Here is an 18,855-nt window from a genome sequence, read left to right on the forward strand (position 1 = left end):
TGATAGCAAAGCCGCCTTAGCTCAGTGGTAGAGCACTTCCATGGTAAGGAAGGGGTCGTCGGTTCAAATCCGACAGGCGGCTCAAACGACGATGCCCTCGGGCATCGGGCCGTGCTCCCGAAAGGGAGCGCTTTTTCACTATGCATGAAAACCAAAAAGGACAACAGCCATGGCGAAGGAGGTATTTCAGCGGACGAAGCCGCACGTGAACATAGGGACGATTGGTCACGTCGACCACGGCAAGACGACGCTGACGGCGGCCATCACGCAGGTGTTGGCCAAGCGGGTGCCGGACCCGGTCAACAAGCCGCGCACGTTTGATTCGATTGACAACGCGCCGGAGGAGCGGGAGCGCGGGATTACGATCGCGACGTCGCACGTGGAGTATGCGACCGAGAAGCGGCACTATGCGCACGTGGACTGTCCGGGGCATGCCGACTACGTGAAGAACATGATCACGGGTGCGGCGCAGATGGACGGGGCGATTCTGGTGGTGGCGGCCACCGATGGTCCGATGCCGCAGACGCGCGAGCACATTCTGCTGGCGCGTCAGGTGGGGGTGCCCTACATTGTGGTGTTTTTGAACAAGGTGGACCTGGTCGACGACGAGGAGTTGCTGGAGTTGGTGGAGATGGAGGTGCGGGAGTTGTTGAGCCAGTACGAGTTTCCTGGGGATGAGGTGCCGGTGATTCGGGGTAGTGCGTTGGGTGCGTTGAATGGGGATCCGCAGTGGGAGGACAAGATCATGGAGTTGATGAACGCGGTGGACGAGTACATTCCGACGCCGGTACGTGATAAGGACAAGCCGTTTTTGATGCCGATCGAGGACGTGTTTTCGATCACGGGTCGTGGTACGGTGGTGACGGGTCGTATTGAGCGGGGTGTGATCAAGGTGGGTGATCCGGTGGAGATCATTGGATTGCGGGAGGAGAAGTTGACGTCGGTGGTGACGGGTGTGGAGATGTTCCGCAAGCAGTTGGAGCAGGGTGAGGCTGGCGACAACGTGGGGTTGTTGTTGCGTGGTATAGGTAAGGATGATGTGGAGCGTGGGATGGTGGTGTGTGCGCCGGGTAGTGTGACGCCGCATCGGGAGTTTGAGTGCGAGGTGTACGTGTTGTCGAAGGAGGAGGGTGGTCGACACACGCCGTTTTTCAACGGGTATCGGCCGCAGTTTTACTTTCGGACGACGGACGTGACGGGGGATATTACGTTGCCGGAGGGTGTGGAGATGGTGATGCCTGGGGACAATGCGCGTTTTCGGGTGAAGTTGATTTATCCGGTGGCGATGGAGGAGGGGTTGCGTTTTGCGATTCGTGAAGGTGGACGGACCGTCGGGGCCGGCGTCGTCACCAAAATCCTCGACTGAAGTCAACCTTTGATGTCATAACCTCCGGGATCCTGGCGCCCCCAGGGCGTACAATGGACCCGGAGGACACACGGGCGTAGCTCAATTGGCAGAGCAGCGGTCTCCAAAACCGCAGGTTGCAGGTTCGAGTCCTGCCGCCCGTGCCAGCACGTAAAGGAGAAGGGCGAACACCGGTTCGCCCTTCCTGTTTGTCCGGAGCGGTACCGTCCATCAACTGCATCGGCCATGTTTGCAAAAGTCCGGGATTATCTCCAGGAAGTTTACCGCGAAATGCAGAAGGTGAGCTGGCCCTCGCGTCAGGAGCTGATCAACAACACCATTCTGACGCTGGTGGCCTCGACCGTGCTGGCGCTGTTCATCTTCCTGGCCGATCGGGTGATTGCCACGGTGCTGGAATTCATCTACTCCCTGTAAAGCGGAGCCGGGGTCATGACCGAAGAAAAAAAACAGGAGGGGGTGCGTAAGTGGTACGTACTGCGCACCTTTTCCGGGCACGAAAAGAAGGTCAAACAGTACCTGGAACGCGAAATCGAACGGCTGGGCCTGCAGGACCGGGTCGGACAGATCCTGATTCCGACGGAGACCGTCTTCGAACTACGCGGCGGAAAAAAACGGACCCGTGAGCGCACCTTCTTCCCGGGCTATATTCTGATCGAGGCGGTGCTCGACCGCGAGTTGCAGCATTTGATCGCCAACATGCCCTCGGTGGTAGGCTTTCTTGGAAGTGGAGATCAGCCCACGCCGTTGCGTCCGGACGAGGTCCGGCGCATTCTCGGGAAGGCCGATGAGGCCCGGGAAATGGGCGAACAGCCCGAGATCCCGTTCAAGCCCGGCGACGTGGTGCGCATCATCGAGGGGCCGTTCAACAATTTCACCGGCGTGGTCGAGGAAGTCTATCCCGACAAGCTCAAGCTCAAGGTGATGGTCTCCATCTTCGGGCGCAAGACGCCCCTGGAAGTCGATTACCTGCAGGTGGAGCGGGAATCGTAGGCAGGCTTTCTGTGAAAAAAGAAACGGCCGATCCGGTCCGGAAACCTTCGGAAAACAGAAGCATTCGAGAGGCGCTTTGCAAAACGCGGGAGCCTGCACGGCTGACAGGCGATCGGACCGCAAACAGGAGGAGCCATGGCAAAGAAGGTCGAAAAGATTATCAAACTCCAGATTCGGGGTGGCCAGGCGACGCCCGCCCCGCCGATCGGCCCCGCGCTCGGTCAGGCCGGGGTCAACATCATGGAGTTCTGTAAGCAGTTCAACGCGGCCACGCAGGATCGTATGGGGGTGGTCCTGCCGGTCGTGATCACGGTTTACTCGGACAAATCCTTCACCTTTGTCGTCAAGAGTCCACCGGCGGCCGAGCTGCTCAAAAAAGCGGCCGGTATCGAGAAAGGCGCCAGCGATCCGCTGCGCCAGAAGGTGGGGAAAGTGACGTGGGAGGATTGCCTGGAAATCGCCAGGCAGAAGATGGCCGACCTGAACGCCTACGATCTGGAGAAGGCGGCGTCGATGATCGCCGGGACGGCGCGTTCGATGGGGATCGTGGTGGAAGGAAAGCCCGAGCATCTCTGAGCAATTTCCTGCGGGAGTCTGCCCTGCGCAGGCGATTGAACCGCTTAACCGTAACGAGCCATGCCCAAGAAACGAGGAAAACGCTATCGCCAGGCGCTTGAGATCATTCAGCAGGCCGGCGACGGTCCCTTCACGCTGGAGGAGGCAGCCGAGCTGGTCAAGAAGACGGCGCTGGCCAAATTCGACGAATCGGTCGATATCGACGTGCGGCTGGGCGTCGACCCCCGCCACGCCGATCAGATGGTGCGTGGTACCGTAGCCCTGCCACACGGCACGGGTAAAAAGGTGCGAGTGCTGGTGCTGGCCGACGAAGGTCGCTGGAAGGAAGCCCTGGAGGCGGGCGCCGATTACGCCGGTCTGGACGAGTATATCGACCAGATCCAGAACGGCTGGCTGGAGTTCGACGTGGTCATTGCCACGCCGCAGGTGATGAGCAAGATCGGTCGGCTGGGCCGCATTCTCGGACCCCGCGGGCTCATGCCCAATCCCAAAAGCGGGACGGTGACCGAAAATGTGGCCGAGGCCGTGCGCGAGGTCAAGGCCGGCCGCATCGACTTTCGCGTGGATAAGACCGGCAACCTGCACACCGCCATCGGCAAGGCTTCGTTTACGAGCCAGCAGATCCGCGAGAACGCCGAGGCTTTCCTGCGCGAGGTGCTCCGGCTGCGTCCGCCTTCCGTAAAGGGAGCCTATGTGCGTTCCATCACGCTTTCGACGACGATGGGGCCGCCGGTGCCGGTGAGCCTGAGCGTGCTCAACACGCTCCGATGAAACCGTACCCTGTTGGCAAGAGGAGGAAATAAGCCATGCCGTTGACCAGAGCCCAGAAAGCGGCCATCCTGGAAGAAATCAGCGCCAAGTTGGAGTCGGCGCCGGTCGTCTACGTGACGGACTACATGGGGCTGAACGTGGCCCAGATCACCGACCTGCGGCGTCGATTCCGGGAGGCCGGCGTGGAATTCAAAGTCGTCAAAAACACGCTGCTCCGAATCGCCATGGAGCAGCGGGGCGGCTACGATGAGCTGCTGCCGGCGCTGAACGGCCCTACGGCGATTGCCGTGGGCGACGAGCCGGCGGCACCGGCCCGCGTGATCAAGAAGTTTATCGAAGAACAGGGGGGCGAGTTGCCCCGGCTGAAGGCTGCCTACATCGATGGGGCTGTCTACGGGGCCGACGCGCTCGACACGCTGGCCGCGCTGAAGTCGAAGGACGAACTGATCGCCGATATCGTCGGCCTGCTGCTGGCACCCGCCCGCAACGTGGTGGGCGCGCTGCAGGGACCGGGCCAGACGCTGGCCGCCTGCCTGCAGGCCATCGCCGAAAAAGAAGCCGCATAAAGTATCATCCCGTAACCCTGGAAACAACCGTCAGCATTCCTTAATGCGCAGCGTAGCCCCTCGGGGCTGAGACCGCTGCAGGAAAACCAAGGAGGAGGAACCATGGCAGACCTGAAAGCACTCGCCGAACAGCTGGTCAACCTGACGATCAAGGAGGCGAACGAGCTCGCCAAGATCCTGGAGGAAGAGTACGGCATCAAGCCGGCAGCCGCTGCTGTGGCCGTTGCGGCCGGTCCGGCTGCCGGTGGTGATGGCGCCGCTGCGGCCGAGGAGAAGACCGAGTTCGACGTCATTCTCAAGGCGGCCGGCGGCAACAAGATCGCCGTCATCAAGGAGGTGCGCGCCATCACGGGGCTCGGTCTCAAAGAGGCCAAGGAACTGGTCGACAGCGCCCCCAAGCCGATCAAGGAGGGCGTCAGCAAGGAAGAGGCCGAGCAGATCAAGGCCAAGCTGGAGGAGGCCGGCGCCGAGGTGGAAATCAAGTAACCGTCCGGGAACCTACGGCTTCAGCCAGCATTTTTGCTCTGCATTCAAATAGCCTTCAGGCAAGCCGACCCCTCCTGCGAGGGTGTCGGCTTTCCCTGCTTGTAGCCTGCACGCCGGAAATGATGCTTCCGTGGATCTGTTTTTTCATGGAGAAACAACCTCCATGCCAACGCGTTACCACATTGTTATCCACCTCTATCCAATTTGCAGGCGCAAGCTGTTCGTCTGGTAGGTTGACAGCAACGCGTCACTCAACCATCGAAGTCGCACCCGCTTATGTCTGAGTTCAACGGCCAGCCGGGCACGAACGGACGGATTTCGTTTGCCCGCACCAAGACGGTCCTGGACTACCCCGACCTTCTGGAGATCCAACTGCAGGCCTTCAAGGAATTCGTGCAGGACGACGTGCCGCCGGAGGAGCGTGAGGACAAAGGTCTTCAGGCGGTCTTCAAAGAGCACTTTCCGATTACCGACAGTCGGGAGCGCTACATCCTGGAATTCCTCTACTACGCGCTGGACACCCCCAAGCACACGATCGAGGAGTGCCTGGCGCAGGGACTGACCTATTCGGTCCCGCTCAAGGCCAAGCTCCGACTGTCGATCCTGGAAGACGAGGACGAAGAGGAGGCCGGGGAGGCAATCGAACAGGAAGTGTACCTGGGCAACCTGCCCTACATGACCGAGCGCGGCACCTTCATCATCAACGGTGCCGAGCGCGTGATCGTCTCGCAGCTCCACCGGAGTCCGGGCGTCTTCTTCAGCCAGAGTGTCCACCCCAACGGGACGGAACTCTACTCGGCACGCGTCATCCCGCTGCGCGGCTCGTGGCTGGAGTTCTCCACGGACGTGGCCGGCATCCTGTGGGCTTATATCGACCGGCGCAAGAAGATTCCGGTCACGACGCTGCTGCGCGCGCTGGGCTACTCCTCGGACGAGGACATCATCCAGCTCTTCGAGCTGGCCGAAGAGGCCGATATTTCGACGAAGAAGGCTTTCAAAAACTATATCGGCCGCAAGCTGGCCTCGTCGATCACGCTGGAACGCATCATCGAGATCGTCGACGAAGACACCGGCGAGGTCCTGGAAGAAAAGCGTGAGCGCGAGGTGCTTCTGCCGGCCGAGCATGAGCTGCAGGAAGGGGACTATGATCGGCTCAAAGAGGCCGGCATCACGAAACTCTACCTTCTGAAGGAGGACGAAGACGAAGAGGAGGCGCTCGACAAAAGCCTGCTGCTGAACACGCTTCGGAAAGACCCCACGCACTCGGAAGCCGAAGCGCTGGAATACATTTACTTCCAGCTACGCGGGACGGAGACGCCTGATCTCGAGACGGCGCGCGCGCTGCTGGACCGGCTGTTCTTCAATGAGAAGCGCTACGACCTGGGGGCCGTCGGACGCTACCGCCTCAACAAGCGGCTGCGTCAGAATACCCCCATGGATGTCCTCACGCTCACGAAGGAGGACATCGTCGCCATCGTGCGCGAGCTGGTGCTGCTGCAGAACGGCCGCAGCACGGTGGACGACATCGACCACCTGGGCAACCGCCGCGTGCGCACGGTGGCCGAGCAGCTGGCGGCGCAGTTCTCGGTGGGGCTGGCCCGCATGGCCCGTACCATCAAAGAGCGCATGAACCTGCGCGACGCCGAGAGCTTCACGCCGCAGGACCTGGTCAACGCCCGCACGATCGCCAGCGTCATCAACACGTTCTTTGGAACGAACCAGCTCAGCCAGTTCATGGATCAGACCAACCCGCTGGCCGAGCTGACGCACAAGCGGCGTGTGTCGGCGCTGGGGCCGGGTGGTCTGACGCGCGAGCGGGCCGGCTTTGAGGTGCGTGACGTGCACTACACGCACTACGGCCGTCTCTGCCCCATTGAGACGCCGGAAGGCCCCAACATCGGACTGATCTGCTCGCTGACGGTGCACGCCCGGATTAACGAGTTCGGCTTTATCGAGACGCCCTACCGGGTGGTGCGCAACGGCAAGGTGACGAACGAGATCGTCTACCTGACGGCCGAGGAAGAGGACAACGCGGTCATCGCGCAGGCGAACGCGCCCATCGACGAGGAAGGCAACTTCCTCAACGAGTTCGTCAAGTGCCGCTATCGCGGTGACTTCCCGTTGATGCGGCCCGAGCAGATCCAGTACATGGACGTGGCGCCCAACCAGATCGTCTCGCCCTCGGCCAGCCTGATTCCGTTCCTGGAACACGACGACGCCAACCGCGCGCTCATGGGTTCGAACATGCAGCGCCAGGCGGTGCCGCTCTTGCAGCCCGAGGCGCCCATCGTGGGTACGGGCATGGAAGCCCGCGTCGCCCGCGACTCGCGCGCGCTGTTGGTGGCCGAAGGCCCGGGCGTCGTCGAGTACGTCGATGCCGAGCGCATCGTCATCCGTTACGATCAGGACCCCGAGGACGCCGAGGTCAGCTTCGAGGAACCCGTCAAGGAGTACCGGCTGATCAAATTCCGTCGCACGAATCAGGACACGTGCATCAACATGCGGCCGATCGTCAAAGTCGGCCAGCGCGTCGAGAAGGGCACGGTGCTCTGCGACGGCTTTGCCACCGAAAAGGGTGAGCTGGCCCTCGGCAAGAACGTTCTGGTCGCCTTCATGCCCTGGCGCGGCTACAACTTCGAGGACGCCATTGTGATCTCGGAGCGTCTGGTGGCTGAGGACGTCTTCACCTCGGTGCACATCGAGGAGTTCGAATGCCAGGTGCGCGACACCAAACGCGGCCAGGAAGAACTCACGCGGGAAATCCCGAACGTCTCCGAGGAGGCCACGAAGGACCTCGATGAGCGGGGCATCATCCGCGTGGGGGCCGAGGTGAAGGCCGGCGACATCCTCGTGGGCAAGGTCACGCCCAAGGGCGAGACGGAGCCCACGCCCGAAGAGAAGCTGCTCCGGGCCATCTTCGGCGACAAGGCCGGCGATGTGAAGGATGCCTCGCTGAAGGCGCCGCCAGGCATGAAGGGCGTCGTGATCGACACGAAGCTCTTCAGCCGCCGCAAGCTCGATCCGGCCTCGAAGAAGCGGGAGCAGCAGCGGCTGGCCGAAATCGACGAACAGCTGCAGCGGGACCTGGCCGAGCTTGACCGTCGCTTCTGGGAGAAGTTCTTCAACCTGGTCGAAGGACAGGTCTCGGCCGGCGTCGAGACGCGTGAGGGCGACATCGTGCTGCCCGAAGGCATGCCCTTCACGCGGGAAGCCTTCGAGAAGATCTCGCCGCTGCGGCTGAATCCGATGTTCCCCTTCACGCAGGACGAGACCGTAAACCGCAAGGTACAGAAGCTGCTCCGCAACTACGAGCAGGTGCACCGGCGGATCACGGGCGAGGCCAAGCGCCTCAAGCACCAGATCCAGATGGGGGACGAGCTGCCGCCCGGGATCGTGCAACTGGCCAAAGTCTACATCGCCCGCAAGCGCAAAATCCAGGTGGGCGACAAGATGGCCGGCCGGCACGGCAACAAGGGCGTAGTGGCCAAGATCGTCCCGGTCGAGGACATGCCCTTCCTTGAGGATGGGACGCCCGTGGACATTGTGCTCAACCCGCTGGGCGTGCCCTCCCGTATGAACCTGGGGCAGATTTACGAGACGCTCCTTGGCTGGGCCGGCAAGGTGCTGGGCCGGAAGTTCGCCTCGCCGGTCTTCGACGGCGCCACGCTCGACGACATCAAGGCGCTGCTGCGCGAGGCGGGGCTGCCCGAGGACGGCCGCGTCCAGCTCTACGACGGCCGTACGGGCGAGCCGCTCGACGAAAAGACCACGGTGGGTTACATCTACATGATGAAGCTCAACCACCTGGTCGAGGACAAGATTCACGCCCGGTCGATCGGTCCCTACAGCCTCATCACGCAGCAGCCGCTGGGCGGTAAGGCCCAGTTCGGTGGGCAGCGTCTGGGTGAGATGGAGGTGTGGGCGCTTTACGCCTACGGCGCTGCGCACACGCTCCAGGAAATGCTCACCTACAAGTCGGACGACGTGCAGGGCCGCTCGAAGGCCTATGAGGCCATCGTCAAGGGCGAGAACCTGCCCGAGCCCGGCATCCCCGAAAGCTTCAACGTGCTGGTGCGTGAGCTGCAGGGCCTCGGCCTGGAAGTGCGGCTCGACTGAACGAAGGCTCCCCCTGATTCGACACCAACCCGCCGATATACGCTATGCCGCAAGGGAAGACGCTCAAGATCAAGCGCGACTTCACCAGCATCACGCTGAGCCTGGCTTCGCCGGAAAGCATCCTCGAACGCTCCTACGGCGAAGTCCTCAAGCCCGAAACGATCAACTACCGGTCGTTCAAGCCGGAAAAGGACGGCCTGTTCTGCGAAAAGATCTTCGGGCCGGTCAAGGACTACGAGTGCCACTGCGGGAAGTACAAGCGCATTCGCTACCGGGGCATCGTCTGCGACCGCTGTGGCGTCGAGGTGACCGAAAAGAAGGTGCGCCGTGAGCGGATGGGCCACATCACGCTGGCCGTCCCGGTGGTCCATATCTGGTACTTCAAGACCGTCCCGAACAAGATCGGCAACCTGCTCGGGCTGAAGTCGAAGGACCTGGAAAAGGTCATCTACTACGAGAACTACATCGTCATTCAGCCCGGCTGCGCCGAGAAGCTCGGGGTGGAGAAGAACCAGCTCCTCACCGAAGAGGAGTATTACGACATCCTCTACCAGATCCGGGAGGACAACAACCGCCTCGACGACGACAATCCGGAGAAGTTCATCGCCAAGATCGGCGGTGAGGCCATCGAGATGATGCTCAAGCGGCTGGACCTGGACGCGCTTTCCAAGGAGCTGCGTTTCCAGGTCAAAACCGAGACGAGCCAGCAACGCAAGGAAGAGGCGCTCAAGCGGCTGCAGGTCGTCGAGGCCTTCCGCGAGGCGAACCGGAAGCTGGAGAACCGGCCCGAGTGGATGGTCATGCGGGTCATTCCGGTGATTCCGCCGGAGCTGCGCCCGCTGGTTCCGCTCGAAGGCGGCCGGTTTGCCACGAGCGACCTGAACGACCTCTACCGGCGCGTGATCATCCGCAACAACCGCCTCAAGCGGCTGATCGACATCCGGGCGCCTGAGGTCATCCTGCGCAACGAAAAGCGCATGCTGCAGGAGGCCGTCGACTCGCTCTTCGACAACTCGCGCAAGGCGAACGCCGTGCGCAGCGACTCGAACCGGGCCCTGAAGTCGCTCTCCGACATGCTCAAGGGTAAGCAGGGCCGGTTCCGTCAGAACCTGCTCGGTAAGCGCGTCGACTACTCCGGGCGCTCGGTGATCGTGGTCGGGCCGGAGCTCGAACTGCATCAGTGCGGCCTGCCCAAGGAGATGGCCGTCGAGCTCTTCAAGCCCTTCATCATCCGCAAGCTCATCGAGCGGGGCGTGGTGCGGACGGTCAAGAGCGCCAAGCGTGTGGTGGACCGGCGCACCGACGAGGTGTGGGACATCCTGGAGAAGGTCATCCAGGGGCGGCCCGTTCTGCTCAACCGCGCGCCGACGCTGCACCGGCTGGGTATCCAGGCCTTCCAGCCCGTGCTGACCGAGGCCAAGGCGATTCAGCTGCACCCGCTGGTCTGTACGGCCTACAACGCCGACTTCGACGGCGACCAGATGGCCGTGCACGTGCCGCTCTCGCACGAGGCCTGCCTGGAGAGCATGATCCTGATGCTCTCCAGCCACAACATCCTCAGCCCGGCCAACGGCGAGCCCATCGCCGTGCCCACGCAGGACATGGTGCTGGGCCTCTACTACATGACCAAGGCCAAAAATGGCGTCAAGGGCGAGGGGATGCGCTTTGCCAGCACCGAGGAGGTGCGCCAGGCCTACGACCAGGGGGTGGTCGATCTGCACGCGCGGATCAAGGTCCGCCTCAAGGATGGCCAGATGATCGACACGACCGTCGGCCGCGTCCTCTTCAACGAGGTCGTGCCCGACGAAGTGGGCTTCATCAACGAAGTGCTCACCAAGAAGAACCTCAAGACGATCATCGGCCGCGTGCTCAAGGCTACGGGCTATCCACGGACGGCCCGCTTCCTGGACGACATCAAGGCGTTGGGCTTCGAGCAGGCGACTAAAGCCGGCCTGACCTTCTCGCTTGAAGACATCATCATTCCGAAGGAAAAAGAGCAGCTCATCGAAGAGGCCAACCGGGAGGTCGCACGGGCGCGCCAGAACTACGAGATGGGTGTCATCACCGACAACGAGCGCTACAACCAGGTGATCGACATCTGGACGCGCACGAACAACCGCCTCTCGGAAATCCTCTTCGAGACGCTCAAGAACGACAAAGACGGCTTCAACCCCATCTTCATGATGGCCGACTCGGGCGCGCGTGGCTCGAAGGAGCAGATCCGCCAGCTCGGCGGCATGCGCGGCCTGATGGCCAAGCCGCAGAAGAGCATGGTCGGGTCGGCCGGCGAGATTATCGAAAACCCGATCATCTCGAACTTCAAGGAAGGGCTCTCCGTGCTCGAGTACTTCATCTCGACGCACGGCGCCCGTAAGGGGCTGGCCGACACGGCGCTCAAGACGGCCGACGCCGGTTACCTGACGCGCCGTCTGGTCGATGTGTCGCAGGACGTGACCGTCACGATGCACGACTGCGGCACGCTGCGTGGCATCAAGATTGGCGCGCTCAAGGACAACGAGGAGATCGTCGAGCCGCTGGCCGACCGTATCCTCGGGCGCGTGTCGCTGCACGACGTGTACGATCCGCTCACGGGCGAGCTGATCGTGGCCGCCAACGAGCTGATCGACGAAGAAAAGGCGCAGCGCATCGCCGAGACCTCCATCGAAGAGGTGGAGATCCGTTCGGTGCTCACCTGCGAGGCGCCGCGTGGCGTATGCGCGCTCTGCTACGGGCGTAACCTGGCCACCGGCCGCCTGGTGGAGGTCGGCGAGGCGGTCGGCGTGGTGGCGGCCCAGTCGATCGGTGAGCCGGGTACGCAGCTGACGCTGCGGACCTTCCACGTCGGTGGTACAGCCGCCCGTATCGAGGCCGAAAGCACACTCAACGCGAAGTTTGCCGGTCGCGTGGCCTTCGAAAACCTGCGGACCGTCACCTTCGAATCGGACGAAGGACCCAAGGAGGTCGTGCTCTCCCGTCAGGGCATGATCCGCATTATGGATCCGCAGGAGGAAGGTCGCGAACTCTGGCGGGCGAACGTGCCCTACGGCGCCGAACTGCTCGTGCAGGAAGGCGACCTGGTCGAAAAAGGTCAGGTGCTGGTTACCTGGGACCCCTACAACAGCGTGATCCTGACCGAGGTCAGCGGTACGGTCCGCTACCAGGACATCATCGAAGGAGTCACCTACCGCGAAGAGGCCGACGAGCAGACCGGCTATCGCGAAAAGGTCGTCATCGAAAGCCGCGACCGTTCGCTCACGCCGGCCATCCTGATTGAGCTGCCCGACGGCTCGGTGCGCGAGTATGCGCTGCCCGTCCGTTCGCGCATTCAGGTGGACGAAGGCGACGTGGTGCAGGCCGGTCAGGTGCTGGCCAAGCTGCCGCGCCAGACGGTCAAGACGCGCGACATCACGGGCGGTCTGCCGCGCGTGATCGAGCTGTTCGAGGCGCGCACGCCCTCCGACCCGGCCATCGTCTCGGAGATCGAGGGCTATGTGGAGTATGGCGCCCGTAAGCGTGGTGCCCAGGAGGTGATCATCACCAGCCCCGACGGCTCCGAGTCGCGCACCTACCTGATCCCGCTCAGCAAATACATCCTGGTGCATCCGGGCGACTACGTGCAGGCGGGGCAGCAGCTCTCGGACGGTCAGGTCTCGCCGCAGGACATCCTGCGCATCCTGGGTCCGCGGAAAGTCCAGGAGTACCTGGTGAACGAGATCCAGGAGGTCTATCGTCTGCAGGGCGTGTCGATCAACGACAAGCACATCGAGGTGATCGTGCGCCAGATGATGCAGAAGGTGCGCGTCACCGATCCGGGCGACACGAACCTGCTCGAAGGCGACCTGATCGACCGCTACACGCTGGACCGAATCAACGACAAGCTTTACGACTGCTTCGTCGTGGTCGATTCGGGCGACTCGGATCTGAAGGTGGGCGACATCATCGACCGCCGGCGCCTGCGCGAGGTGAACTCCGAGATGAAACGGCGCGACCTGCGTCCGGTGGAGGTGCGCGAGGCGCAGCCCGCCGTGGCCGAGCCGGTGCTGCTGGGCATCACGCAGGCGGCGCTCTCGACCGACTCGTTCATCTCGGCCGCTTCGTTCCAGGAGACCACCAAGGTGCTCTCCGAGGCGGCCATCGCCGCGAAGACCGACTATCTCTACGGTCTGAAGGAGAACGTGATCGTCGGACACCTGATTCCGGCCGGTACCGGCCAGCGCCGCTTCCAGCACCTGGTCGTCGGTTCGCGCAAGGAGCTGGAGGCGCTGCAGGCCGCCATCAGCGAAAGCGCCGCGGCCGGCAACGGCGCCGGCGACGGGGCGACCGAATCGGTCGAAGCCTCCTGAACACTATCCTGACCGGAAAAACCTGAGCCCTGGTGGGCTTTCGCCCGCCAGGGCTTTTTTGTTGAATCGCCGTTTTTATCTTCTGGCAGAACCGGAATCGTCGATCAGACCGAAAGATGGCCGTGAAGTGTCTGTTCAAACGTTTGCTTCCCGGAATTCTGCTGGGATGGAGCCTCTGGAGCTCGCAAGTTGTTCAGAGTCAGCCCGCCTTTCCGCTGCCCCTGGCGTTGCCTGAAGCGGTGTCCTACGATTCCGCCATCCCGAAGCCGGAAGAGGTGATCGGGCACGTGGTGGGCACGCGCCATACCGCCCCGCATCAGATCGTGGCCTACTTCCAGGCCGTGGCAGCGGCCAGCGACCGGGTGCTGGTCGAGGAGCACGGCCGCACCTACGAGGGGCGGCCGCTGATTCACGCGATCGTCTCGGCGCCCGAAAACCTGATGCGTCTGGAGGATATCCGTCGGGCCAACCTGCGGCTTTCGGATGACCCGGCCTCCGTGAGCGACGCCGAACTAGCCCGTATGCCGGCCGTCGCCTACCTGGGCTACAGCATTCATGGGAATGAGGCCAGCGGCTCCGAAGCGTCGCTGCTGACGCTTTACTACCTGGCGGCCGCCCGCGGACCGGAGATCGATTCGCTGCTGGCACAGGCCGTGCTCATCATCGATCCCATGTTCAATCCGGACGGCCGGGATCGGTTCGTGGACTGGGCCAACCGCAACCGGGGCCGTGTGCCCGTGGCCGACCCGCAGGACCGCGAACACCTCGAGCCCTGGCCCGGCGGCCGTACCAATCACTACTGGTTCGACCTGAACCGTGACTGGCTCACCGGCCAGCATCCGGAGTCGCAGGGACGCCTGCGGCTGTTCCATCACTGGCGGCCGCAATTGCTGACGGACCACCACGAGATGGGGAGCGAGTCCACGTTCTTCTTCATGCCGGGCGTGCCCAGCCGGACCCATCCACTCACGCCGGCCCGCAACCAGGAGCTGACGGCCGCCATCGCCCGCTACCATGCCGAGGCGCTCAACCAGATCGGCTCGCTCTACTACTCGGAAGAAGGCTACGACGACTTCTACTACGGCAAGGGATCGACTTACCCGGACGCCAACGGCGCCATCGGGATCCTCTTCGAGCAGGCTTCGTCGCGCGCATTGCTTCGGGAGACCCGCGATGGCGTGCTTTCCTATGCTTTCACGATTCGCAATCAGTTTGCCACTTCGCTTTCGACGCTGCGGGCGCTTCGCGCGCTGCGGCTGGAGTTGCTGCGCTACCAGCGCGACTTCTACCGGGAGGCCGAAGAGATTGCCCGTCGCCTTCCGGTCAAGGCCTACCTCATCGCGCTGGAGCCGGGCCGCACGCGGGCCCAGATGCTGGCCGAGGTGCTCCGGCGGCACCGCATCCGGGTGTACACGCTGGCCCGCGACGTGACGGTCGACGGAAGGACGTTCCAGGCCGGTCAGGCCTACGTGGTGCCCACGCAGCAGCCGCAGGTGCGCATGCTGCAGGCGCTGATGGAGCGGCGCACCACGTTCGAGGACTCGCTTTTCTACGACGTGTCGGCCTGGACGCTGCCGCTGGCCTACGACGTAGTCTGGGCCGAGTGGCGGCGCGATCCGTCGGAGCTGCTGGGGACGCCCGTCGACTCGGTCCGGCTGGACGGAGGTGAACTGGTGGGGGGCCACTCCGATTATGCCTATCTGATGACCTGGGATCGGTTCTACGCGCCGGCGGCCCTCTACCGCCTCCAGCAGGCCGGCGTGCGGGCGCGCGTGCTCACCGAGGCGGTCACGCTGCCCGTGGCGGGCAGCCGCCGCACGTTCCCACCCGGCACCGTGCTGATCCCGGTCGTGCAACGCGACGGCAAGGGGCCGGCGTCCGACTCGTTGCAGGCCCTGCTGCGCGCGCTGGCCGACACCTATCACGTGCGCTTCTTTGCGGTCCAGACCGGACTTACCGAGCAGGGACCCGATCTGGGCACGCGCGACTACGGTCAGGTGCTCGAACAGCCTCGCGTGGCGCTGCTGACCGGCGAGGGCACGCGTGCCTACAATGCGGGCGAGGTCTGGCACCTGCTCTCCGAGCGCATGCAGATGCCCGTCTCGCTGCTGGACGTGGACAACGTCGCCTGGGCCGATCTGAGTCGCTACAACCGGCTGGTGCTGGCCGGCGGCTCGTACAGCGCGCTCCCGGCCGAAAAAATCAAAAACTGGGTGCGGCAGGGGGGCGTGCTGATCGCCCTGACGGACGCCGTCGACTGGGTGGTCGCGCAGGGAATGGTCAGTCTCAAGGAAAAACCTTTCGATCTCGACTCGCTGTTGCGGCCCTATCCGTACGGCCAGTTGGAGCGCGCCCGCGGCGCGCAGGTGATCGGCGGCGCCATCCTGGAAGCCCGGCTCGACACCACGCACCCGCTGGCCTTCGGACTGGGAGCCACGCTGCCGGTCTTCCGCACCGAAGAAACCTTTTATGAACCCTCCGATACGCCGGGCGCCAACGTGGCCACCTACACAGAGCAGCCGCTGCTCAGCGGCTACCTGTCGGCCGCCCGGCAAAAGCAGGCACCGGGTGCGGCCGCCGTTGTGGCGCAGCGCTACGGACGCGGCCGCATCATCCTGATCATGGACAACCCGAACTTCCGCGCCTTCTGGGTGGGTTCGAGCCGACTGTTTCTGAACGCGATCTGCTTCGGCGACGCGTTCTGAACCCGCGGGCACAAATCGCCGCTTCGGGCTTAAGCGTAGCAGTCTGTCGGCTGCTACGCTTTTTCTTTTTGCACAAACCGGAAACCGTCATGCCGAATCGCCTTCAGTTTGAGAAAAGCCCCTATCTGCAGCAGCACAAGGACGATCCGGTCGACTGGTGGCCCTGGTGCGAGGAAGCCTTCGAGAAGGCAAAGGCCGAAGACAAGCCGATCTTTCTGTCGATCGGCTATGCGGCCTGCCACTGGTGCCACGTGATGGCGCACGAGTCGTTTCAGGATGAAGAGGTCGCCCGTCTGCTGAACGATGCGTTCATCAACATCAAGGTGGATCGCGAGGAGCGGCCTGACATCGACCACCTCTACATGACCGTCTGCCAGATGGTGACGGGGCACGGCGGCTGGCCGCTGACCATCATCATGACGCCCGACAAAAAGCCGTTCTTTGCGGCCACTTACATCCCGAAGCGAAGCCGCTACGGACGGCCGGGATTGCTGGAGATCATCCCGCGTATCAAGGAGGCCTGGCAGCAGCACCGGGACGAGATCATCGCCTCGGCCGAAAAGCTGACCGGCACGCTGCAGAAGGTCATGTCGTTCGAGGCGCCCAGCCAGATCATCGATGCGGAATGGCTGGAGATCGCCTACCGGCGTCTGGATGACATCTTCGACCGGAAACACGGGGGCTTCGGGCATGCGCCGAAGTTTCCCACGCCGCACACGCTGCTGTTTCTGCTGCGCTACTGGCACCGGAGCGGGGAGGCGCACGCGCTGCAGATGGTCGAGCACACGCTGGTGCAAATGCGCCTGGGCGGCATCTACGATCATGTCGGGTTCGGTTCCCACCGCTATGCGACGGACGAAGCCTGGCGCGTGCCCCATTTCGAAAAGATGCTTTACGACCAGGCGCTGCTGGCGATGGCCTACACCGAAGCCTATCAGGCTACCGGCAAGCCGTTCTACGAGCGCACGGCCCGGGAAATCCTGACCTACGTGCTGCGCGACCTGCGCGCGCCGGAAGGCGCTTTTTACAGCTCGGAAGATGCCGACAGCGAGGGCGAGGAGGGAAAATTCTACGTGTGGACCGTCGAAGAACTCCGGGAGGCGCTGGGGCCGGAGCTGGCCCCCCTGGCCATCGAGCTGTTCAACGTGGATCCCGAGGGCAACTACGAGGAGGAGGCGACGGGCGAGCGCACCGGCAAAAACATTCTGCACTTGAGCAGGCCGCCGGAGGCGCTGGCCCGTGAACGGGGCTGGACGCCGGAAGAACTGGAGGCAAAGCTTGAAGAAATTCGGCAGCGCCTGTTTGCTTATCGGGCGCGGCGCGTGCGGCCCGGACGGGACGAGAAAATCCTGACGGACTGGAACGGATTGATGATCGCCGCGCTGGCCCGCGCCGCCCAGGTGTTCGACGAGGCGTCGTATGCCGAAGCGGCCCGGTCGGCCGCCGACTTCCTGCTGCGCACGATGCACACGCCCGAAGGCCGCCTGTGGCATCGCTACCGGGAGGGCGAGGCGGGCATTCCGGGCATGCTCGACGACTATGCCTTTCTGACCTGGGGACTGCTGGATCTGTACGAGACCACGTTTGAAACGTCCTACCTGGAGACAGCGCTGGCGCTGACCGAGCAGATGCTGGCCCATTTCTGGGATCAGCGCGGTGCATTTTACATGACGCCCGACGACGGCGAACCGCTGATCGTACGTCCCCGGGAGACGCTGGACAATGCGTTGCCGTCGGGCAATGCCGTGGCGCTGATGAACCTGGTGCGGCTGGGACACATGACCGGACGGACAGTTTACGAAGAGCACGCCGACGCGATGATTCGCTTTTTCTCGGGGCCGGTCAAGCAGCAACCGCCCATCTTCACGGGCATGCTGATCGCCATCGACCTGGCCTTCGGGCCCATTTACGAGTTGGTGCTGGCCGGCGAACCGGACGACCCGACGCTCCGGGAGATGCTGCGCACGATTCACCGACGCTATCTGCCCCGCAAGGTGCTGCTGCTGCGTCGGCCCGGTGCGGCCGGCGAGCGACTCGTTCGGCTGGCGCCGTTCGTGGCCGCTCAGGTGCCGCTTGACGGCCGGGCCACCGCCTATGTATGCCACGACTACCGCTGCGAGCAGCCCGTCACCGATCCGGAGGCGCTGGCTCGCCAGCTCGACGCGCTGCAGACCACCCAGCCGGCCTGAAAAATGGCGGGGGCCGGCTCCGTCCGATGCGGAACCGGCCCCCGCTTCTGGCAAAACCGATCGGTCAGGCTTCGACGGGATCGACGTGCACAAAGCGCCGATCGCCACGGCCGCGGGAGAAACGCACCACACCGTCGACTTTGGCAAACAGCGTGTCGTCGCCCCCGCGTCCTACGTTCAGACCCGGATGGAACTTGGTCCCGCGCTGGCGGACCAGAATGCTACCGGCCGTGACGAACTGTCCCCCGAAGACCTTGACACCCAGCATCTTCGGGTTGGAGTCCCGGCCGTTCCGGGTCGATCCCATTCCTTTCTTATGCGCCATAACACCCTCGCTGGTTGGCCGTTAGACGAAAACTTCAGGCAGTGGCTGCTTCGACGGCAAGCGGCTGCGCATTTTCGGGCAGCGTCAGCGCTTCGATCAGCACCTTCGTATAACGCTGGCGATGCCCGCGCTTGACCTTGTACCGCTTACGCCGCTTTTTCTTGAACACAAGGACTTTGTCGGCCTTGACGTGTTCCAGCACACGGGCTTTGACGGCGGCCCCTGCCACGACGGGGCGACCCAGATACACCTGATCGCCGTCAACCACCAGCAACACACGGTCGAAAACCAGTTCGTCGCCCGGCTGGGCCTGCTCGTGATACGGAATGTAGAGGTAACGACCTTTCTCTACGCGAAACTGCTTTCCGGCGATGTCAGCAATGGCATACATGGCTTCCCTCTGCTTTGGGGCGCCGGGTTGG

At 63.3% G+C, this 18,855-nt stretch carries 13 protein-coding genes and 2 tRNA genes; 13 read left to right on the top strand and 2 right to left on the bottom strand.

Translation table 11 applies throughout. The annotated features are described in order from the left end of the window. Positions 1–10: 10 nt before the first annotated feature. The 13 genes from GYH26_RS05800 (at position 11) to GYH26_RS05860 (ending at position 18,108) form a co-directional block, all read left to right on the top strand. Positions 11–82: transfer RNA gene (locus GYH26_RS05800), tRNA-Thr, on the top strand. Between the two features lie 87 nt (positions 83–169). Further along, on the top strand, positions 170–1,366 hold the full coding sequence (gene tuf / locus GYH26_RS05805; protein WP_161540846.1) for an elongation factor Tu: 1,197 nt from the start codon (positions 170–172) through the stop codon (positions 1,364–1,366). Between the two features lie 70 nt (positions 1,367–1,436). Beyond that, positions 1,437–1,512: transfer RNA gene (locus tag GYH26_RS05810), tRNA-Trp, on the top strand. Positions 1,513–1,591: 79 nt separating this feature from the next. Continuing rightward, positions 1,592–1,780: a preprotein translocase subunit SecE gene (gene secE, locus GYH26_RS05815; protein WP_012843605.1), complete on the top strand. Its 189-nt coding sequence runs from the start codon at positions 1,592–1,594 to the stop codon at positions 1,778–1,780. A gap of 15 nt (positions 1,781–1,795) precedes the next feature. After that, the gene (gene nusG / locus GYH26_RS05820; protein ID WP_161540847.1) at positions 1,796–2,356 is read left to right on the top strand and encodes a transcription termination/antitermination protein NusG; all 561 of its coding nucleotides are present in this window, start codon (positions 1,796–1,798) and stop codon (positions 2,354–2,356) included. A 135-nt stretch (positions 2,357–2,491) separates the two neighbouring features. Then, positions 2,492–2,932, top strand: a complete 441-nt coding sequence (gene rplK / locus GYH26_RS05825; protein ID WP_012843607.1) for a 50S ribosomal protein L11 — start codon at positions 2,492–2,494, stop codon at positions 2,930–2,932. A gap of 60 nt (positions 2,933–2,992) precedes the next feature. Further along, positions 2,993–3,703, top strand: a complete 711-nt coding sequence (gene rplA, locus GYH26_RS05830; protein ID WP_012843608.1) for a 50S ribosomal protein L1 — start codon at positions 2,993–2,995, stop codon at positions 3,701–3,703. Between the two features lie 35 nt (positions 3,704–3,738). After that, entirely contained in the window at positions 3,739–4,269 is a 531-nt protein-coding gene (rplJ, locus tag GYH26_RS05835) for a 50S ribosomal protein L10 (RefSeq protein WP_161540848.1), read from the top strand. A 102-nt stretch (positions 4,270–4,371) separates the two neighbouring features. Next, entirely contained in the window at positions 4,372–4,755 is a 384-nt protein-coding gene (rplL, locus tag GYH26_RS05840; protein WP_161540849.1) for a 50S ribosomal protein L7/L12, read from the top strand. Between the two features lie 276 nt (positions 4,756–5,031). Continuing rightward, on the top strand, positions 5,032–8,871 hold the full coding sequence (rpoB, locus tag GYH26_RS05845; RefSeq protein WP_161540850.1) for a DNA-directed RNA polymerase subunit beta: 3,840 nt from the start codon (positions 5,032–5,034) through the stop codon (positions 8,869–8,871). 44 nt (positions 8,872–8,915) lie between these two features. After that, complete coding sequence (gene rpoC, locus GYH26_RS05850) at positions 8,916–13,214, top strand: DNA-directed RNA polymerase subunit beta' (RefSeq protein WP_161540851.1); 4,299 nt, start codon at positions 8,916–8,918, stop codon at positions 13,212–13,214. A 116-nt stretch (positions 13,215–13,330) separates the two neighbouring features. Next, complete coding sequence (locus tag GYH26_RS05855) at positions 13,331–15,919, top strand: M14 family metallopeptidase (protein ID WP_161540852.1); 2,589 nt, start codon at positions 13,331–13,333, stop codon at positions 15,917–15,919. A gap of 89 nt (positions 15,920–16,008) precedes the next feature. Then, the gene (locus tag GYH26_RS05860; RefSeq protein ID WP_161540853.1) at positions 16,009–18,108 is read left to right on the top strand and encodes a thioredoxin domain-containing protein; all 2,100 of its coding nucleotides are present in this window, start codon (positions 16,009–16,011) and stop codon (positions 18,106–18,108) included. Between the two features lie 64 nt (positions 18,109–18,172). Here the strand turns inward: GYH26_RS05860 and rpmA are convergent, their stop codons facing one another. Both rpmA and rplU read right to left on the bottom strand, forming a co-directional pair. Continuing rightward, positions 18,173–18,433 carry a 50S ribosomal protein L27 gene (rpmA, locus tag GYH26_RS05865; RefSeq protein WP_012843615.1) on the bottom strand — a complete coding sequence of 87 codons (261 nt, stop codon included), beginning with the start codon at positions 18,431–18,433 and terminating at the stop codon, positions 18,173–18,175. A gap of 34 nt (positions 18,434–18,467) precedes the next feature. After that, entirely contained in the window at positions 18,468–18,824 is a 357-nt protein-coding gene (gene rplU / locus GYH26_RS05870) for a 50S ribosomal protein L21 (protein WP_161540854.1), read from the bottom strand. Between the last annotated feature and the right edge of the window lie 31 nt (positions 18,825–18,855).

This window comes from Rhodothermus marinus (genome assembly GCF_009936275.1).
GTDB lineage: Bacteria > Bacteroidota > Rhodothermia > Rhodothermales > Rhodothermaceae > Rhodothermus > Rhodothermus marinus_A.

Coding starts and splice junctions, on each gene's coding strand:
- tuf (WP_161540846.1), top strand. CDS start 170: ATGGCGAAGGAGGTATTTCAGCGGACGAAGCCGCACGTGAACATAGGG.
- secE (WP_012843605.1), top strand. CDS start 1,592: ATGTTTGCAAAAGTCCGGGATTATCTCCAGGAAGTTTACCGCGAAATG.
- nusG (WP_161540847.1), top strand. CDS start 1,796: ATGACCGAAGAAAAAAAACAGGAGGGGGTGCGTAAGTGGTACGTACTG.
- rplK (WP_012843607.1), top strand. CDS start 2,492: ATGGCAAAGAAGGTCGAAAAGATTATCAAACTCCAGATTCGGGGTGGC.
- rplA (WP_012843608.1), top strand. CDS start 2,993: ATGCCCAAGAAACGAGGAAAACGCTATCGCCAGGCGCTTGAGATCATT.
- rplJ (WP_161540848.1), top strand. CDS start 3,739: ATGCCGTTGACCAGAGCCCAGAAAGCGGCCATCCTGGAAGAAATCAGC.
- rplL (WP_161540849.1), top strand. CDS start 4,372: ATGGCAGACCTGAAAGCACTCGCCGAACAGCTGGTCAACCTGACGATC.
- rpoB (WP_161540850.1), top strand. CDS start 5,032: ATGTCTGAGTTCAACGGCCAGCCGGGCACGAACGGACGGATTTCGTTT.
- rpoC (WP_161540851.1), top strand. CDS start 8,916: ATGCCGCAAGGGAAGACGCTCAAGATCAAGCGCGACTTCACCAGCATC.
- GYH26_RS05855 (WP_161540852.1), top strand. CDS start 13,331: ATGGCCGTGAAGTGTCTGTTCAAACGTTTGCTTCCCGGAATTCTGCTG.
- GYH26_RS05860 (WP_161540853.1), top strand. CDS start 16,009: ATGCCGAATCGCCTTCAGTTTGAGAAAAGCCCCTATCTGCAGCAGCAC.
- rpmA (WP_012843615.1), bottom strand. CDS start 18,433: ATGGCGCATAAGAAAGGAATGGGATCGACCCGGAACGGCCGGGACTCC.
- rplU (WP_161540854.1), bottom strand. CDS start 18,824: ATGTATGCCATTGCTGACATCGCCGGAAAGCAGTTTCGCGTAGAGAAA.